The 17623-nt window shown below is 63.1% G+C and carries 14 protein-coding genes and 1 pseudogene; 5 read left to right on the top strand and 10 right to left on the bottom strand.

The features are described 5' to 3' along the window. Positions 1-328 precede the first annotated feature (328 nt). From ACWUKX_RS28190 to ACWUKX_RS28165, 6 genes are all read right to left on the bottom strand, one after another. A complete protein-coding gene (locus tag ACWUKX_RS28190; protein ID WP_456009951.1) occupies positions 329-1327 on the bottom strand; it encodes an ABC transporter ATP-binding protein in 999 nt (332 codons plus the stop codon). Positions 1328-1358: 31 nt separating this feature from the next. Beyond that, complete coding sequence (locus tag ACWUKX_RS28185) at positions 1359-2420, bottom strand: Gfo/Idh/MocA family protein (protein ID WP_456009949.1); 1062 nt, start codon at positions 2418-2420, stop codon at positions 1359-1361. Then, complete coding sequence (locus tag ACWUKX_RS28180) at positions 2417-3256, bottom strand: carbohydrate ABC transporter permease (RefSeq protein ID WP_456009948.1); 840 nt, start codon at positions 3254-3256, stop codon at positions 2417-2419. Before ACWUKX_RS28180 ends, ACWUKX_RS28185 begins: the two co-directional genes overlap by 4 nt. A gap of 11 nt (positions 3257-3267) precedes the next feature. Further along, positions 3268-4191: a carbohydrate ABC transporter permease gene (locus tag ACWUKX_RS28175; RefSeq protein WP_456009947.1), complete on the bottom strand. Its 924-nt coding sequence runs from the start codon at positions 4189-4191 to the stop codon at positions 3268-3270. Positions 4192-4427: 236 nt separating this feature from the next. After that, positions 4428-5687, bottom strand: coding sequence for an ABC transporter substrate-binding protein (locus ACWUKX_RS28170; RefSeq protein ID WP_456009946.1), 1260 nt, complete (start codon positions 5685-5687; stop codon positions 4428-4430). A 2-nt stretch (positions 5688-5689) separates the two neighbouring features. Then, positions 5690-6646, bottom strand: a complete 957-nt coding sequence (locus ACWUKX_RS28165; protein ID WP_456009945.1) for an N-acetylmuramic acid 6-phosphate etherase — start codon at positions 6644-6646, stop codon at positions 5690-5692. A 199-nt stretch (positions 6647-6845) separates the two neighbouring features. On the opposite strand from ACWUKX_RS28165, the gene ACWUKX_RS28160 reads away from it, so the two are divergent. From ACWUKX_RS28160 to nagA, 4 genes are read left to right on the top strand one after another with little or no spacing between them, the layout of a single operon-like run. Beyond that, positions 6846-7727, top strand: coding sequence for a BadF/BadG/BcrA/BcrD ATPase family protein (locus ACWUKX_RS28160; protein WP_456009943.1), 882 nt, complete (start codon positions 6846-6848; stop codon positions 7725-7727). Next, positions 7724-8506, top strand: coding sequence for a GntR family transcriptional regulator (locus ACWUKX_RS28155; RefSeq protein ID WP_456009942.1), 783 nt, complete (start codon positions 7724-7726; stop codon positions 8504-8506). The genes ACWUKX_RS28160 and ACWUKX_RS28155 overlap by 4 nt, the downstream gene beginning before the upstream one ends. A 32-nt stretch (positions 8507-8538) precedes the next feature. Next, entirely contained in the window at positions 8539-9549 is a 1011-nt protein-coding gene (locus ACWUKX_RS28150) for an SIS domain-containing protein (RefSeq protein WP_455838870.1), read from the top strand. Beyond that, positions 9546-10715: an N-acetylglucosamine-6-phosphate deacetylase gene (gene nagA / locus ACWUKX_RS28145; RefSeq protein WP_456009941.1), complete on the top strand. Its 1170-nt coding sequence runs from the start codon at positions 9546-9548 to the stop codon at positions 10713-10715. Before ACWUKX_RS28150 ends, nagA begins: the two co-directional genes overlap by 4 nt. 16 nt (positions 10716-10731) lie before the next feature. Here the strand turns inward: nagA and ACWUKX_RS28140 are convergent, their stop codons facing one another. The 4 genes and pseudogenes from ACWUKX_RS28140 to ACWUKX_RS28125 form a co-directional block, all read right to left on the bottom strand. Beyond that, a complete protein-coding gene (locus ACWUKX_RS28140; protein ID WP_456009940.1) occupies positions 10732-12255 on the bottom strand; it encodes a malonate--CoA ligase in 1524 nt (507 codons plus the stop codon). Next, entirely contained in the window at positions 12252-13622 is a 1371-nt protein-coding gene (locus ACWUKX_RS28135; RefSeq protein ID WP_456009938.1) for a malonyl-CoA decarboxylase, read from the bottom strand. The genes ACWUKX_RS28140 and ACWUKX_RS28135 overlap by 4 nt, the downstream gene beginning before the upstream one ends. A gap of 225 nt (positions 13623-13847) precedes the next feature. Then, the gene (gene rpe, locus ACWUKX_RS28130; RefSeq protein ID WP_287337391.1) at positions 13848-14525 is read right to left on the bottom strand and encodes a ribulose-phosphate 3-epimerase; all 678 of its coding nucleotides are present in this window, start codon (positions 14523-14525) and stop codon (positions 13848-13850) included. A 239-nt stretch (positions 14526-14764) separates the two neighbouring features. Further along, positions 14765-15043 (bottom strand): annotated as a pseudogene (locus ACWUKX_RS28125) (hypothetical protein); the annotation flags it as partial. A 506-nt stretch (positions 15044-15549) separates the two neighbouring features. Here ACWUKX_RS28125 and dnaK point away from each other — a divergent pair. Then, complete coding sequence (gene dnaK / locus ACWUKX_RS28120; protein ID WP_456009937.1) at positions 15550-17466, top strand: molecular chaperone DnaK; 1917 nt, start codon at positions 15550-15552, stop codon at positions 17464-17466. Positions 17467-17623: the final 157 nt, after the last annotated feature.

Raw genomic sequence — 17623 nt, 5'->3', positions numbered from 1 at the left:
ACAAGATCGAAGATCGTCTCATCCGACACCGCAAGACCGTCCGCCAAGCTCAATTGACCAAGCACACGATCAACCATCCGCGAATCTCCCTAGTGACCAACACTACAGAATCACCAATCAGATTCTGTGCAAAGGCCTCCTTGTGGGAGAAGATGGATCGGCGCGCAGCGCCGACACGGATGAGGGGTGCTGGAAGAAACGCGGCGAGAAAACACCGAAGGATTTTAGTCGCTTACGCCTTCAGCGTAGCGATCCTTCCAACACCCCTCATCCGACCGAGCTTCGCTCGGCCACTTCTCCCACAAGGGAGAAGGGGAGTCGGCACCAGCTACTTCAACACCTTCCCATCCGCCCCAAACCGGTAGGTCTTTGCCGGATCCGGCGTCGCATAAAGCGTGGCTCCCGGTTCGGCGTTGTAGACGCCGAAGATGCGCACGGTGATCAGCCCGGCCTTCTCGCAGTCGAGATAGAGGTTGGTGTCGGCGCCAAGATGCTCGGCATGGACGACCGTGCCTTTCCAGGCGCCGGATTTCGCATCGACGGTCAAATGCTCGGGACGGACGCCGATGGTCTTGGCCGTTTCGGCAAGCCTGGCGCCGTCGACGAAATTCATCTTCGGTGAGCCGATGAAGCCGGCGACAAACTCATTCGCCGGCGAATTATAAAGCTCCATCGGTCCGCCGATCTGCTCGATCTTTCCGGCGTTGAGCACGACGATCTTGTCGGCCAGCGTCATCGCCTCGACCTGGTCGTGGGTGACATAGATCATCGTCGCCTTCAGCCGGCGGTGCAATTGCGCGATCTCCAGCCTGGTGTTGACGCGCAGCGCTGCATCGAGGTTCGACAAAGGCTCGTCGAACAGGAAAAGCTTGGGCTCGCGCACCACGGCGCGGCCGATGGCGACGCGCTGGCGCTGGCCGCCTGACAGCTCGGCCGGCCGCCTCGAGAGATAGGGTTCCAGCGACAGCATCGAGGAGGCGATGCCAATGCGGCGGTCGATCTCGGCCGCCGGCGTGCCCGCCTGCTTGAGGCCGAGGCCCATATTGTTCTTCACCGTCAGATGCGGGTAGAGCGCGTAGGTCTGGAACACCATTGCGATGCCGCGTCTGGCCGGCGGGGTTGCGGAGACGTCCGCCCCGTCGATGATCACGCGGCCCGAGGTCGAATCCTCCAGCCCGGCGATGACCCTGAGCAGCGTCGACTTGCCACAGCCGGAGGGGCCGACGAAGACGACGAATTCGCCATCGGTCACTTCGAGGTTGATGCCCTTCAGCACCTCGACCGGCCCAAAAGCCTTCTTCACATTCTCGATGTTCAGCGAGCCCACGGCTTCGTTCCTGTTCTAGAGTTTGACTGGTCTAGAGTCTGATTGGGGCGCCGCTGCGAACGCTCTCGTCGGCGGCAAGGCAGACGGCGAGCGACTTCACCGCGTCGTCCATATGGCGGGAGAGGTCTAGGTCCTCGCGGATCGCCTTCAGCAGAAAAGCCTGTTCGAGATCGCAGAGATCCTGATGGCCGGGTTCGCCTTCCATCGACAGTGTCTCATCCGGCTTGGCGAACTTGCCGTCCGCGTCGGTCGCCGCACTGTGCAGGCGGATGGTCGAGGTCTTGGTATGGGTGTCGATGTCGTCGGATTTGACGCCCTCTTTCATGACGATCGACACGCAGCCATTTGGCGAGATCACGTCCTTCACGAAGAAGGCTGTCTCCGAGATCATCGGCCCCCAGCCGGCCTCGTACCAGCCGACCGAGCCGTCGTCGAACAGCACCTGCAGGTGACCGTAATTGTACATCGTGGGCGCTATCTCGTTGGTCAGCCTCAGCCCCATGCCGCGCACCTCGACCGGCCGGGCGTCGGTGATCTGCAGCATCACGTCGAGATAATGCACGCCGCAATCGACGATCGGCGATGTCGTCTGCATCAACTGCTTGTGCGTCTCCCAGCTATGGCTTGAGGATTGCTGGTTGAGGTTCATGCGGAACACGTAAGGGCCGCCGAGCTTCCGCGCCTCGGCGATCAGCCTGATCCAGGAAGGGTGATGGCGCAGGATGTAGCCGATCACCAGTTTTCTGCCGTTGGCCTTGGCAGCCGCGACGACGCGTTTGGCATCCGCCACCGTCGTCGCCAGCGGCTTTTCGACAAAGACATGGCAGCCGGCCTCGAACGCCTTGACCGCATAGTGGGCATGGCTGTCGGAATAGGTGGCAATGCAGGCGACATCGGGGCTTTCGTCGCGCAGCGCCTCGTCGAAGGAGCGCCTGATATCATACGCGGAAAGCCCGGCCGGCAGCGGCACGTCCGAACGGTTGATCAGCGCCGCGATCTCAAACCCCGGATTGGTGTGATAGGCCAGCGCATGACTGCGGCCCATATTGCCAAGCCCGGCAACGACGACGCGAAGAGGTTTTTCCGAGCTCACTTGACGGCTCCCGATGTAATGCCGCGGATCAGCTGCCGCGAGAAGATGAGGTAGAGGATCAGCACCGGCAGGATCGCCAGTGAAAGCGCTGCCAGCACAGCGTTCCAGTTGGTGACGTATTGGCCGACAAAAATCTGCGAGCCGAGGGTCACCGTCTTGGTATTTTCGGAAGATGCTAGGATTAGCGGAAACCACAGATCGTTCCAGATCGGGATCATGGTGAAGACGGCGACCGTTGCCATCGACGGCCGCACCAGCGGCAGCACCAGCCGGAAGAAGATGGTGTATTCGGACAGCCCATCGATGCGCCCGGCATTTTTCAGATCGTCGGACACCTGTTTCATGAATTCCGACAGGATGAAGACGGCGAGCGGCAGGCCCTGCGCCGCATAGACCAGGATCAGCGCCGTCAGCGTGTTGACCAGCCCGCTCGCCACCATCAATTGTAGGATAGCGACGGTGCCGAGGCGGATCGGAATCATGATGCCGAGCGCCAGGTAGAGGCCCATCAGCGAATTGCCGCGGAAGCGGTATTCCGACAGCGCGAAAGCCGCCATGGCGCCGAACAAAAGCACGAAGAATAGCGAGGCTACGGTGACGACAAGACTGTTCTGGAAATAGTGGAAGAAATCGCCCTGGTTGAGCACAGTGGTATAGCCAATCAGGTCGAATGTCTTAGGGGTCGGCGGCGTCAGCGGCGCGCCGAAGATAGCGGCACGCGACTTGAACGAATTGATGATGACGATGGCGACCGGAAACAGCGCGATCACCGTATAGATCAACAGGATCGTGTGGGCGCCGATGGTGCGGGGGAGGGAGAAGGTTGCCTTGCTCATTGCTCCATCCCTCAGAACTGATATCGACGCAGCCGCGTCTGAATGGTGAAGAGATAGATGCAGACGCCGGTCAGAATGATGAAGAACATCATCGAGGCTATCGCCGCGCCAAGGTATTTGTCGCCCAACTGCGTCTGGAAGCCGAAGAACGTGCGATAGAGAAGCGTGCCCAAGATATCGGTGGAACCGTTGGGTCCGGCAATCGCGCCTTGAGCAGTGTAGATCAGGTCGAAGGCGTTGAAATTCCCGACGAAGGTCAGGATCGAGATGATGCCGATCGAGGGCAGGATCAGCGGCAGCTTGATCTTCCAGAATTGCGCCATGCCGGTGATTCCGTCGCATTCGGCCGCTTCGATCACCTCCTCTGGAATCGACAGCAGTGCCGCATAGATCAGCATCATCGGGATGCCGACGAACTGCCATACCGAGATCAGGCTGAGCGTTGTCAGAGCATATTCTTCCTTGCCCAACCACGGCGCGAACAGGCTTTTCAGACCGACAAGATCAAGCAAATTCGGCGCCACGCCCCACAGCGGTGACAGGATCAACTTCCAGACAAAGCCGACGATCACAAAAGAGAGGATGGTCGGAATGAATATTGCCGTACGATAGAAGGTGGCAAAGCGGAGCCGGGGGTTCGAAAGCAGTGCTGCCAGCAGCACGCCGATCGGGTTCTGCACCAGCATATGGATGATGAAGAACCAAGTATTGTTCCCAAGTGCGTTCCAGAAGCTTTGCGATAGGCGTGGATCACCGAACAACGCGCGGAAGTTGGCCAAGCCGACAAATACTTGCGACTGGTCGATGGTGCGGAAGAGCGAAAGCTGAAGCGTGCCGAACAGCGGCAGGATCATGATACCAGTGTAGACCAGCACCGCCGGCGCGAGGAAGACGCCGATGTGCCAGCGGAATGGTCTTTTCGGTGCTGCGGCCATGAGTTCGGTCCCCGCCGATCAGGTTTGCAATTGCCGCCAAAGGCGCGGCGCCTCCCTCCCCCTCGTGGGGAGGTGCCTCGCGAAGTGAGGCGGGTGGGTCGGCCAAGGCAGTGCGCCATCGTGGTATCGACCGTGCTTTCCAGCAACGATCAGGTCGCAGCCCTGCCTCCACCCCTGTCGCCTTCGGCGACATCTCCCCCTCGAGGGGGGAGATCGCAGCGCTCTGCCTGAGGCTCTTACTTCGCGGGCTTGTACCAGCTGTCGAGACCGTCCTGCAGCTTCTTGGCCGCTGCTTCCGGCGTCTCTGTGCCGTTGATGACGTTTGCTGATTCCCGCCACGTTTCAGTGTCGAGATTGGGATTGCCGCGGCCGACGATCGCCGCCGTATGCCGGATCGTCGACTTGCATTTCTGCCGCCACGATTGGAATTCCTGCGCAAGGGGATCCTTGAGTTCCACCGGTGTCGAATTCAGGCTGAAGAAGCCGGGCAAGGCATTGGCGTAGATTCCGGCGAATTCGGTCGAGGCAACCCAGCTCAGGAACGTGCGAGCGGCTTCCTTGTTCGGCGATTTCGCGTTCAGACCGATGCCGATATCGGTGTGATCGGAGATGTAGCAGGGGTCGCCCGCTTTCTGCACCGGCGGCGGGAAGGCGCCCATCTTGAACTGTGCCTGGGCATTGAAACCGGATATTTCCCACGAGCCGGCCGGATAGATTGCGGCGCGGCCGAGCGTGAACAGGTTCTGGCTGTCCGGATAGGTCTGTGACTCGAAGCCGTCGCCGAGATATGGCTTCCACTTGGCGAGTTCGGCAAAGGGCGCGACCCAGTCGGCGTCGGTCAGCTTCTGTTCGCCCTTGATCAGCGCATTGCGGCCGTCCTCGCCCTTATAGAAATTCGGCGCGATGTTGTAGTAGCCCATGGTCGCCGCTTCCCATTGGTCGTGGGTGCCCATCGCCATCGGGATGTAGGTGCCGTCGGCCTTGATCTTGTCAAGCGCCGCGTAGAACTCCTCGTTCGTCGTCGGCACCTTGATGCCGAGCTTGTCGAAGGCGTCCTTGTTGTAGATGAAGCCGTGGATGACCGAGGCCATCGGCACGCAGAAGGTGTCCTTGCCATCGTCGGTTGTCCAGGCGGACTTGGCGACGTCAGAGAAATTCTCCATTCCCGGCAGATCGTTCAGTTTGTCGAGTTGACCCAGCTTGTATTGCGCCAGAGGCAGGTCGAACGGACGACAGGTGATCAAATCGCCGGCGGATCCTGCCTCAAGTTTGGCGTTGATCGCCGCGTTGTATTCGGTTGGTGCCATCGGCGAGAAAGTCACCTTGATCCCCGGATGCTTGGCCTCGAAGGCAGGGATCAGCTTGTCCTGCCAGATGGCAAGATCATCGTTGCGCCAGCTTTCGATGTTGAGCGTTACGTCCTGGGCATAGGCCATTCCGGCGGAGCCGAGAATGCTGGTGCCGAGAAGAAGTGCCGTCAGTAGTTTCGTTGTCATGCTCAGTCTCCCTGTTGACCTTTTTCAGGTTCGGTTTTGAGAACAGAGGCTTTCTGCCTCATGCTCCCCTCGATCGCGGAAAGGGCCGGGCGCAGCTTCTGGCCGGTCCCTTCCAGTATCTTCTCGGCCGCATCGGCATTGGCAGCGCCGGCGGCGAGCAGAATGGCGGTCTTGACGCCGCCGCCGCTCTTCTCGAGCAGGCGCGCCGCATCGTCCCTGTCGCGCCCGCTGATGGCGGCGACGATGCGTGCGGCGCGGTCGCGCAGCTTGATGTTGTCGGCCATGAGGTTGACCATGTAGCCGTCATGCACATGGCCAAGATGGATGGCGGCCAGCGTCGACAGCATGTTGAGCGCGATCTTCTGGGCGGTGCCGGCGCCCATGCGCGTCGAGCCGGCGATCAGCTCCGGCGGTGTCTCGAGCAATATGGCGATATCGGCCAGCCGAAGCAGCGGCGCATCCTTGTTATTGGCGATAGCGATGGTTGCCGAGCCGCGGCGCCTGGCGTCCTCGATCGCTCTGACCGCATAAGGTGTCGAGCCGCTGGCCGAGACCGCGATCAGACAGTCGCCCTCGCCGATGCCGGCAGCGGCAACCGCTGCCGAGGCGTCGTCGGTGTCGTCCTCCGGTCCGCCGGCCAGTGTCTTGAAGGCATCGTCGCCACCGGCAATCAGGATGGCGATACGGTCGCGCTGAATGCCGAAGGTACCCGGCAGCTCCAGCGCATCGGCCAGCGCCATCAGGCCCGAGCTGCCGGCTGCCGCGTAAGCGAGCTTGCCGCCGTTGTTCAGCCGGCTGGCTATGATTTCGGCTGCTTTGGCGATGGCAGAAATGGCGCCGTGCACCGCCTTGGCGGCCTCGATCTGCGCATTGGCCAAAGAGGAAAGGATGGCGTCCGGGGCCTGGATGTCCAGCCCCTCGGCATTCTGGTGAAGCGCTTCGGTGCGCGTTTCGGCCATCCGCTTTCCTCCAATCCAGAAAACCATACCAAAAAAATACCACTTGTCCACACGCATTAGCGATTTCCCTGCCTCGGAATTGGCTTTCGGGCAAAATACGCAGGTTTTTCAACCGGATGCGGCTTAATCTTTTTGAAACGGAAATTAATCCTTGGCTATTGGTATTTTATTGGTATTATCCGCCCGGAGGAGAAATCGCGTGAATTTCGTGCTTGGCATTGATGGCGGCGGTACCAGCTGCAGGGCGGCCGTTGCAACAGTGGACGGCACCGTCGTCGGCCGCGCCAAGAGTGGTGCGGCCAACATCCGCACCGATCTAACCGGCGCCAGGGCCAACATCGTCGAGGCGGCAAAACAGGCCTTTGTCGCCGCCGGACAAGACCCCGAAATGATCCCGCAGACCCCGGCCATCCTCGGCCTCGCCGGCGCCAATGTCGGCACCTACAGGCAGCAGCTCGAAGCAATCCTGCCGTTCAGCATCAGCCGTGTCGAGACCGACGCCGAGATCGCCCTGGAAGGCGCGGTCGGCTCCGGTGACGGCGCCATGGCCATCCTCGGCACTGGCACCGCCTACATGGCGCGCAAAAACGGCAAGTCGCGCGCCATCGGCGGCTGGGGTTTTCAGGTCGGCGACCAGGGCAGCGGCGCCCGCATCGGCCGCGACCTGCTCGAACAGACGCTGCTCGCCTATGACGGCATCCGCCAGGGATCGCCGCTGACGCAGGCCATGCTCGCCATCTTCCGCGACAATCCCGAGGATTTGGTCGAGTTCACCACCAATGCCAAGCCCGGCGATTTCGGCGGCTTCGCGCCCAAGGTCTTCGACCATGCCGCCAAGGGCGACATCGTCGCCAACTGGATCCTCGACAAGGCGGTCGCCGATGTCGAGGCCGCACTCGGCGTGCTCGATCTCGGCGACGACGATCCGCTGTGCCTGCTTGGCGGGCTGGCGACGCTCTATGCACCACGCCTGTCGGCGCGCTACAGGGCGCTGCTGAAGCCGCCGCTCGACGATGCGCTGGGCGGTGCGGTGCAGATGGCGGTTCGTGTTTTCTCGAGGACTGCGGAGGCGGCACGATGAGCGAAGCCGCCGACCAGATCTTCGCGACCCTGAAACACTCGGCGCAAAGCGGCGCACCGCTCTATCTGCAGCTCAGGAAGAGCATCGAGGACGCGGTCAATCGCGGCCTGATCGGACCGGGCGATGCGCTGCCTTCCGAGCGCGACATCGCCAGCAAGGCGGACATTTCGCGCGTCACGGTGCGCAAGGCGGTGCAGGACCTGGTCAAGGGCGGCATCCTCGTCCAGCGCCACGGCTCCGGCACGTTTGTCGCACCGCGCATGGAACGCGTCGAGCAATCGCTGTCGCGGCTGACATCCTTCACCGAGGACATGGCGCGGCGCGGCATGGCTGTCCGTTCGGCCTGGCTCGATCGCGGCCTCTATGCGCCCTCGCCGGACGAGATGATGGTGCTTGGCCTGTCGTCGAACGAGCTCGTGGCACGCGTAGCGCGCCTGCGCATCGCCAACGATACGCCGTTGGCGATCGAACGCGCCGCACTGTCGGCCAGCGTGCTGCCGGACCCGGCAGGAATTGGGTCGTCGCTGTACGCTGCGCTGGAAACAACCGGCAGTCGACCGGTTCGGGCGGTGCAGCGCATCTCCGCCGCCAATCTCGGCGACGATGACGCGCGCCTGCTCGAAGTGCCGCCAGGCATTGCCGGGCTGCACATCGAGCGTATTTCCTATCTGGCGAGCGGCAAGGTTATCGAATTCACCCGCTCCATCTACAGAGGCGACGCCTATGATTTCGTCGCCGAGCTCCGGCTGAGCGGGCCGGGCGAAGAGGGCCGGCCATGAGCGCGACGACGACCCAAAAGCGGACCACCCATATGCGGCGCGAGATCGAGGAGATCCCGGAGGCCACCGCGCGCCTGCTCGACGGCTCGGCAGCGGTGCTGATCGAGGCCGGGCGCGGCATTCGCGAGCGCGATCCGCAGTTCGTCGTCACCGTGGCGCGCGGCTCCTCCGACCATGCCGCCACCTTCATGAAGTATGCGGTGGAGCTGACCGCCGGCCTCGCCGTCGCTTCGGTCGGCCCATCGATCGCCTCGATCTATGGCGCCAAGCTCAAGCTCGGCGGCTCGGCTTGCCTGGCGATCTCGCAGTCGGGCAAGAGCCCGGACATCGTCGCCATGGCGCAAGCCGCGAGAGCCGGCGGTTCGCTGACGGTCGCCATCACCAACACCGCCGATTCGCCGCTGGCGCGGGCCTCCGATTATGCGATCGACATTCTGGCCGGCCCGGAACGCAGCGTCGCCGCGACGAAGACCTTCGTCAATTCGGCCGTCGCCGGCCTCGCTTTGATGGCGCATAGCACCGGCGACGACAAGTTGCTGGCGGCGCTCGCCCATTTGCCGGAACATTTCCGCAAGGCGATCGCCTGCGACTGGATGGCGCTGGCCAGCGCCCTTGAGACGCCGAAATCGCTATTCATCCTAGGTCGCGGTCCGTCCGCTGCGATCGCCAATGAAGCAGCGCTTAAGTTCAAGGAAACCTGTGCCATGCACGCCGAGGCCTATAGTGCTGCCGAAGTGATGCATGGCCCGCTGGCACTGGTCGGGCCTGATTTCCCGGTGCTGGCGCTCGCCGCCCGCGATGCTTCCGAGCCGTCGGTTGCCGAGGCCGCCGACAGCCTGGCGGCCAAGGGCGCGGCCGTCTTTGTGACCTCGGACAAGGCGAAAAGCGCTCAGCACCTGCCGCATGTCGCCACCGGCCATCCGCTGACCGACCCGCTGGCGCTGATCGTGTCCTTCTATGGCTTCGTCGAGGCCTTTGCCCGCCATCGCGGCCTCGATCCGGACACGCCGCCCAATCTGCGCAAGGTGACGGAAACCATATGAGCGACCGTTTTGCCCTGACTGGGGCCCGGATATTCGACGGCGACGACTGGCACGACGATGCCGCGCTTGTCGTGCGTGACGGCCTCGTCGAAGCCATCGTTGCCGTCGGCGCCGTTCCATCCGGTGTCGAGCGTATCGAAACCGGCGGCGGCATGCTTGCGCCGGGCTTCGTCGACCTGCAGGTTAATGGCGGCGGCGGGGTCATGCTCAACGACCATCCTGATGTCGCCTCGATCGAAACCATCTGCCGGGCGCACGCGCCGTTCGGCACGACCGCGCTGTTGCCGACGCTGATCACCGACACGCCTGAGATCACCGCGGCGGCGGTTGCCGCCGGAGCGGAGGCCGGAAAGCAAAAGGTGCCTGGCTTTTTGGGCCTGCATCTCGAAGGCCCGCATTTGTCGATCGCCCGCAAAGGCGCGCATGATCCGGCGCTGATCCGGCCGATGCTGGATGCCGACCAGGCGATGCTGATTGCGACGCGGAAAACTCTGCCGGTACTGTTGACCACGATCGCGCCGGAATCCGTCGACACCGTACGCGTTTCGGCGCTCGCCGAGGCCGGCATCGTCGTCAGCCTCGGCCATTCCGACACCGGCTATGCCAAGGCGCGCGCGTTCGCCGATGCCGGCGCAACAATGGTCACCCATCTGTTCAACGCGATGAGCCAGATCGGCAATCGTGAGCCGGGGTTGGCGGGTGCCGCCATCGATAAGGACACGTTGTTTGCCGGCATCATCGCCGACGGCATCCATGTCGATCCCGCCACCATGGCCATCGCGCTGCGCGCCAAGCAGGGTCCGGCAAAAATTTTCCTGGTCACCGACGCCATGGCGACGATCGGCACCGATATGACCTCGTTCACGCTGAACGGCCGCACCGTCTACCGCAAGGACGGCAGCCTGCGGCTTGGCGACGGGACGCTGGCCGGCGCCGATCTCGACATGATCTCCGCCGTGCGCTTCGTCCACCGCATTGTCGGACTGGACCTTTCGGAAGCGCTGCGCATGGGTTCGTTCTATCCGGCGCAGGCGATCGGTCAGTCGCACCGGCTCGGGCGGTTCGCCAACGGCACCGCCGCCGATATTGTCGCGCTGTCGGACGAATTGGACGTCAGGGGCGTCTGGATAGAAGGCGACAGGGTGTTCGGAGCCGGCAGCAACTGAGTGCAAACTTTTAACGTCAGCCGGCTTTGGCCGGCGCGTAGAGGTCCTTGTAGGTTTCGCGCAGCAGGTTCTTCTGCACCTTGCCCATCGTGTTGCGCGGCAGTTCGTCGACGAAGATCACCTGCTTCGGGTGCTTGTATTTCGCCAGCCGTCCGGCGATGTCATCGACGATCTCGGCAGCGGTGATGGTCGAGGCCGGCGTCCGCACCACGATCGCGGTGACGCCTTCGCCGAAATCCGGATGGGCAATGCCGATGACAGCGCTTTCGGCGACGCCGGGCAGCGCGTCGATCTCGTTCTCGACCTCCTTCGGATAGATGTTGTAGCCGCCGGAAATGATCAGATCCTTGCCGCGCCCGACGATGTGGACATAGCCGTCGGCGTCGATCAGGCCGAGATCCCCGGTGATGAAGAAGCCGTCATCACGGAATTCCGCCTTGGTCTTTTCCGGCATGCGCCAATAGCCGGAAAAGACATTGGGACCCTTCACCTCGATCATGCCGACCTCGCCCTGCGCAAGTGTTTCGCCGCTCTCGGGGTCGGCGATGCGCAGCGCGACGCCGGGCAGGGGAAAACCGACCGTGCCGGCGCGCCGCTCGCCATCATAGGGGTTCGACGTGTTCATGTTGGTCTCGGTCATGCCGTAGCGCTCGACGATCGAATGGCCGGTGCGCTCGCGCCAGGCCTTGTGCGTCTCGGCCAGCAGCGGCGCCGATCCGGAAACGAACAGGCGGATGTTTTTCGCCGCTTGCCGGTTCAAGCCGTCCTGCTGCAACAGGCGCACATAAAAGGTCGGCACGCCCATCAGCGCCGTGGCCCGCGGCAGCAGCGAGACGATGCGGGCCGGGTCGAACCTGGTTTCGAACAGCATCGAGGCGCCGGCCATCAGGATGACGTTGGTGGCGACAAAGAGGCCATGCGTGTGGAAGATCGGCAGCGCGTGGATCAAGACGTCTGCGGCAGTGAAGCGCCACTGGTCGACCAGAACCCGCGCATTCGAGGCGAGGTTCTCATGGCTGAGCATGGCGCCTTTCGAGCGGCCGGTGGTCCCCGACGTGTACAGGATCGCCGCAAGATCGTCCGGCCCGCGCACCACGTCGCGGAAGTCCGAAGACCGCCGCGAGGCCTGATCCATCAACGAGCCTTCGCCATTGCCGCCAAGCGTGACTGCGATAGCGCCCGATCTCTCCGCCAAGGCGATATCGGCTGCCCGTGCCGGATCGCAGACGACCAGCCGCGGCTCGGCATCGCCGAAGAAGTAGTCGAGCTCGGTCAGCGTGTAGGCGGTGTTGAGCGGCAGGAAGACCGCGCCGGCGCGCAGGCAAGCGAGATAGAGGAAAATGGCCTCGGCGCTCTTCTCGACCTGGACGGCGACGCGGTCGCCGGGTTCGACGCCCAATTGCAGAAGCGCATGTGCCAGTTGCGCGGACTGCGCCAGCATATCGCCATAGGTGATCGAGCGCCGGTCATCCGTCTCCATCAACAGACGCTCGGGCGCCGGCATCCCGGCGCGGAAAGCGTCGAACAAATGGTTGCTCATGCATCCCTCCGAGTCTGGGCAGCCGCCGGAAGCGGTGGTGCGGCCGGTCTCGCCGGTTTCGGCAGCAGGCGGCGCACAGCGGGCGCGGCCGCCACATCGTTCCTGGCGGCGAACAGCTCGTGGTTCTTCTCGATATCGTCGAGCTTGTAGCGATAATTGACCATCAGGCCATGCGCCTGACGTAAGGCGCGGGGCGACAGGTCGCCGAAAAGGTCGATGCGCTCCAGCCGCGCGCCATTGCCGAGATGGAACCGGGCGACCGGATCGATCACCTTGCCGGAGGCGGTGCGGGCTTCGAGGAAATACTGTGCCGCAAGAGGAAGCAGGGCCTGGCCCACGCGGTCGCGCATGGCAGCATCCGCGTGCCAACCCTGGTCGGCGACGAGGTCCAGCACTTCGGCGGCGGAGGGGATGGTTTCGGCCTGCTCGGCCAGCCAGCGGGCAAAGCCCGGCACCGGGGACAGTGTGACGAAATCCGTCAGGCCGGGAAGGTCGCGGCGCAGGTCCTCGACCACCTGCTTGATCAGGAAGTTGCCGAACGAGATGCCGCGCAAGCCCTCCTGGCAGTTGGAGATGGAATAGAACACTGCCGTCGTGGCCTGCCGTGGCTGCACCAGCGGCCGCTCGTCGGCAAGCAGCTCGGCGATTGTCGTCGGCATCGCCCGGGTGAGCGCGACCTCGACGAAGATCAGCGGCTCGTCACCGAGCTGCGGATGAAAGAACGCATAGCAGAGCCGGTCGTCGGGTTCGATCCGGCGGCGCAGATCGTCCCAGGTGTGGATGGCGTGCACCGCCTCGTAGCGGATGATTTTTTCCAGAATGTTGGCTGGCGTCGACCAGTCGATCCGCCGCAGCACCAGAAAGCCGCGGTTGAACCATGACGACAGGAGGTGCGTGAAGTCGGCATCGACGATGGCGAGATCGGGCGATGTGGGCAGCCGGGCAAGCAGGTCCTGGCGCATGCGCACCAGCGTCTCGATGCCGCCGGGCGCCAGGTTCAGGCGGCGCAGAAGCTCCTGTCTTGCCGGTTCGGCGGCATCGTGCAGGGTAAGTGCCGAGCGATCGTCGGGCGCGGCGCGATAGGCATCCACCGCGGCGGCAAGCTTGGCATGATCGGTGCCGAAACGATCGCGCAGCACATGCAGGAAAGCCAGCCTTCCGTCGGCGCCGAGGGTGCGCCAGCGCTCAAGGATTTCCCGGGCATAGGCGACGCCCGATGCCTCGCCCTGGCTGGAAAGCAGACGGGCGCACAGACGCCCCAGGCTGTCGGCCGAGACCGGCTCGTCACCGCGAACGAGGTTAAGCATCATCCGGCCGCGATCGGCGATGGTGTTCAGCAGGTCAGCGAAGAAAGGGCTGCGGTTCATCGATCCGACCGTCGAAGAGGAGCCCTGCGGGAAGGTCCGAAGAGGCATCAGGGTGAGAAAGAGAATATGGATGTAGTTTCTGTTATGCCAATAAAATTGCCCAAAAATGGACAAAGACATTTTTGGCTGGGGGACCGTATGTCACGAGCACAAGCGCACCGGCGTCGGCCAACGAATTCCTGACCGGCTGACGAGACGGCGCGTTTGGTAACGACGCCGACAGCGTCAGCCGGCCGCCCGGTCGGCCGCTGTCCTGATCGCCTCGATGTTCCCCCGATAGGCTTCAACGCTGCCGCCCTTGAAGATGGCTGCACCGGCGACCAGCACGCTGGCGCCGGCGGCGGTGACCAAAGGTGCCGTTTGCGGCGAGATGCCGCCGTCGATCTCGATCCGGATCGGCCGATTGCCGATCAGCGCCTTCACCCGCTTCACCTTGTCGACGACTCCCGGAATGAAGGCTTGGCCGCCAAAACCCGGATTGACGGTCATGATCAGGATCAGATCGAGCCGGTCGAGCACATATTCGACCGCCGATTCCGGCGTCGCCGGATTGAGCGACACGCCGGCCTTCTTGCCGAGGTTCCTGATCGTCTGCAGCGAACGGTCGAGATGCGGCCCGGCCTCGGCATGCACTGTCATGCCGTCGCAGCCGGCTTCGGCGAAAGCACCCAGATAGGGGTCGGCCGGCGCGATCATCAGATGGCAGTCGAAGAAGGCCTTGGTGCGGTTGCGGATCGCCTTGATCACCGGTGGGCCGAAAGTGATGTTGGGCACGAAATGCCCGTCCATGACGTCGAGATGGATCCAGTCGGCGCCGGCCGCCGCCACCGCCTCGACCTCGTCGCCGAGCTTCGAAAAATCCGACGCAAGCACCGATGGCGCGATCAGGGTTTTTTTGCTCATGATCCGGCCTTTCCAGGCGCCCGTGGTTGCGGGCGCATCGTCTGGGTCGACTGCTAGACCATGATCCCGAAAAGGGGAAGCCGGTTGTTCCTGGCGCGATGGCGTCAGATGTCGGCACCAAGACCCCGCCGGCTTGCTCCGGCGGGGTCTTGTGGGTGCGAATGGTTAGTTAAATATGCTGTTGCGCGCCGGATTCTGCTGTCGAGGAATCCGTTGCTTTTGCTCGGCAGGCACGCCACCGGGGGCGGAAAGTCGGGCGGATAGAAAGGCGGCAGGTAACCGCCGCCCGGTATCTGCTCGTAATAGCCGGCACGGCCCTCGCAGGGATGCCAGACCTCGACGTCGCCGACATGAGCTTCAACCTCGGGGTCTTCGAAATAGCCGTCGAAGTCGACGAACCATGAGCCGAAGGGCGGGACGTTGGCCGGCCTGACCAGCGCCGTCGGCGTGATCTGCACGCCGTGCATGGCGAGCGCCCCGCCGCCGGCAAGCTGTTCGGCAAGTGTCGGGGGGCGACGGGAGAAACATCCGGCGTTTCCGCGCAAATCAGGGCAAGGCGCGACGTTCCGGCACGTTTTTCCCTGATCGAATTGTCTGCTTCCTCATAATCACGATACGTCGGCTCTTATGGCGGGTCAACGGAATCAGCGGAAAGCCCAGCGCGTCGAGCCGATCCCGAAAGCGGTGGTCGCACCGAGTTCCCGGAAACCGCGGAGCCTCTGGATTTCCAGTCATGGGCCTTTCCTTTTCAGGGCCGCACCACGCGGCGCATCTGGGTGTCAGTCGCGAACCGACGCGGAAAGGTTCATGGGAGCCATGGCCGGAGAACCCCGGTCGGCCCAAGAAAAGGATGTTGGATGCCTTGCGCAGAATGCTTGCGCGCCGCGCAGGCTGTTCTTATATACGCGCCAAGCCGTTCGGCGCCGGAATGCCGGTTGCCGAAGCGGAATTTCTTGTGAACAGGGGCTTTCGTCGGAACGCCTGTAGGGGTCCTGAGAGCCTGCTTAGCGGAGAGATTAGAAAAATGGCAAAAGTAATCGGTATCGATCTGGGGACCACCAACTCCTGCGTCGCCATCATGGACGGCAAGGAATCGAAGGTCATCGAGAATGCGGAAGGCGCGCGCACGACCCCTTCCATCGTCGCCATCAACAGCGACGGCGAGCGCCTCGTCGGCCAGCCGGCCAAGCGCCAGGCGGTCACCAATCCCGAAAACACCATCTTCGCGGTCAAGCGCCTGATCGGCCGTCGCTATGACGATCCGGTGACGGAAAAGGACAAGAAGCTTGTCCCCTACAAGATCGTCAAGGGCGACAATGGCGACGCCTGGGTCGAGGCCGGCGGCAAGAAGCAGTCGCCCAGCCAGATCTCGGCAATGATCCTGCAGAAGATGAAGGAAACGGCGGAAGCCTATCTCGGCGAGAAGGTCGAGAAGGCGGTCATCACCGTTCCGGCCTATTTCAACGATGCCCAGCGCCAGGCCACCAAGGATGCCGGCAAGATCGCCGGCCTGGAAGTGCTGCGCATCATCAACGAGCCAACTGCGGCCGCACTTGCCTACGGTCTCGACAAGAAGGAAGGCAAGACTATTGCCGTCTATGACCTTGGCGGCGGCACGTTCGACATTTCGGTGCTCGAAATCGGCGACGGCGTCTTCGAGGTGAAGTCGACCAATGGCGACACCTTCCTCGGCGGCGAGGATTTCGACATGCGTCTGGTCGAGTATCTGGCGGCCGAGTTCAAGAAGGAACAGGGGATCGACCTGCGCAGCGACAAGCTCGCCCTTCAGCGCCTCAAGGAAGCGGCCGAAAAGGCCAAGATCGAGCTGTCGTCGACGACGCAGACCGAGATCAACCTGCCCTTCATCACTGCCGATGCCACCGGTCCCAAGCACCTGACGCTGAAGCTGACGCGTGCGAAGTTCGAGAGCCTGGTCGAGGATCTCGTCCAGCGCACGATCGATCCCTGCAAGGCGGCGCTCAAGGATGCCGGCCTCAAGGCCGGCGAAATCGACGAGGTCGTCCTGGTCGGCGGCATGACCCGCATGCCCAAGATCCAGGAGATCGTAAAGCAGTTCTTCGGCAAGGAGCCGCACAAGGGCGTCAATCCGGATGAGGTCGTCGCATTGGGCGCCGCCATCCAGGCCGGCGTGCTGCAGGGCGACGTCAAGGACGTGCTGCTGCTCGACGTGACGCCGCTGTCGCTTGGCATCGAGACGCTGGGTGGCGTGTTCACGCGGCTGATCGAACGCAACACGACGATCCCGACGAAGAAGAGCCAGGTGTTCTCGACGGCCGAGGATTCACAGTCGGCCGTGACCATCCGCGTCTTCCAGGGCGAGCGTGAAATGGCCGCCGACAACAAGGCGCTCGGCCAGTTCGACCTGGTCGGCATTCCGCCGGCGCCGCGTGGCGTGCCGCAGATCGAGGTCACGTTCGATATCGACGCCAACGGCATTGTCAACGTCTCGGCCAAGGACAAGGGCACCGGCAAGGAGCACCAGATCCGCATCCAGGCGTCTGGCGGCCTTTCGGACGCCGACATCGAGAAGATGGTGAAGGACGCCGAAGCCAATGCCGAGGCCGATAAGAAGCGGCGCGCGCTGGTCGAGGCCCGCAACCAGGCCGAGGCGCTGGTGCATTCCTCGGAGAAGTCGCTGAAGGAGTATGGCGAGAAGGTTTCCGAGGCCGACCGCACGGCGATCGCCGATGCGATCGCGGCGCTGAAGACCGCTGCCGAAGGCGACGACGCGGCCGAGATCGAAGCAAAGACCCAGGCGCTCGCCGAAGCCTCGATGAAGCTCGGCCAAGCCATGTACGAAGCTTCGCAGAAGGAAGCCGCGGAGGCTGACGCCAAGGCGGATGCCACCAAGGACAGCGACGTGGTGGATGCCGATTTCGAGGAAATCAACGAGGACGACGACAAGAAGAAGTCGGCCTGAGCGGCCTGACGGCAGATTATCGCAGAAGGCCCGGCGCAAAGCCGGGCTTTTTTGCAACTCTGGCCGAAAAAGTGCGGGCTTGATCGGAAAAATGCGAGCAAGCCCGCGTCGACACTGGCATCCAGGCGCCATCGCACCTAAATCGGAACAGCGTGCC

The sequence above is a fragment of the Mesorhizobium sp. f-mel genome, assembly GCF_053850215.1.
The sequence above is the reverse complement of the archived record's forward strand: the minus strand, read 5'-3'. Positions and strand labels throughout refer to the sequence as shown.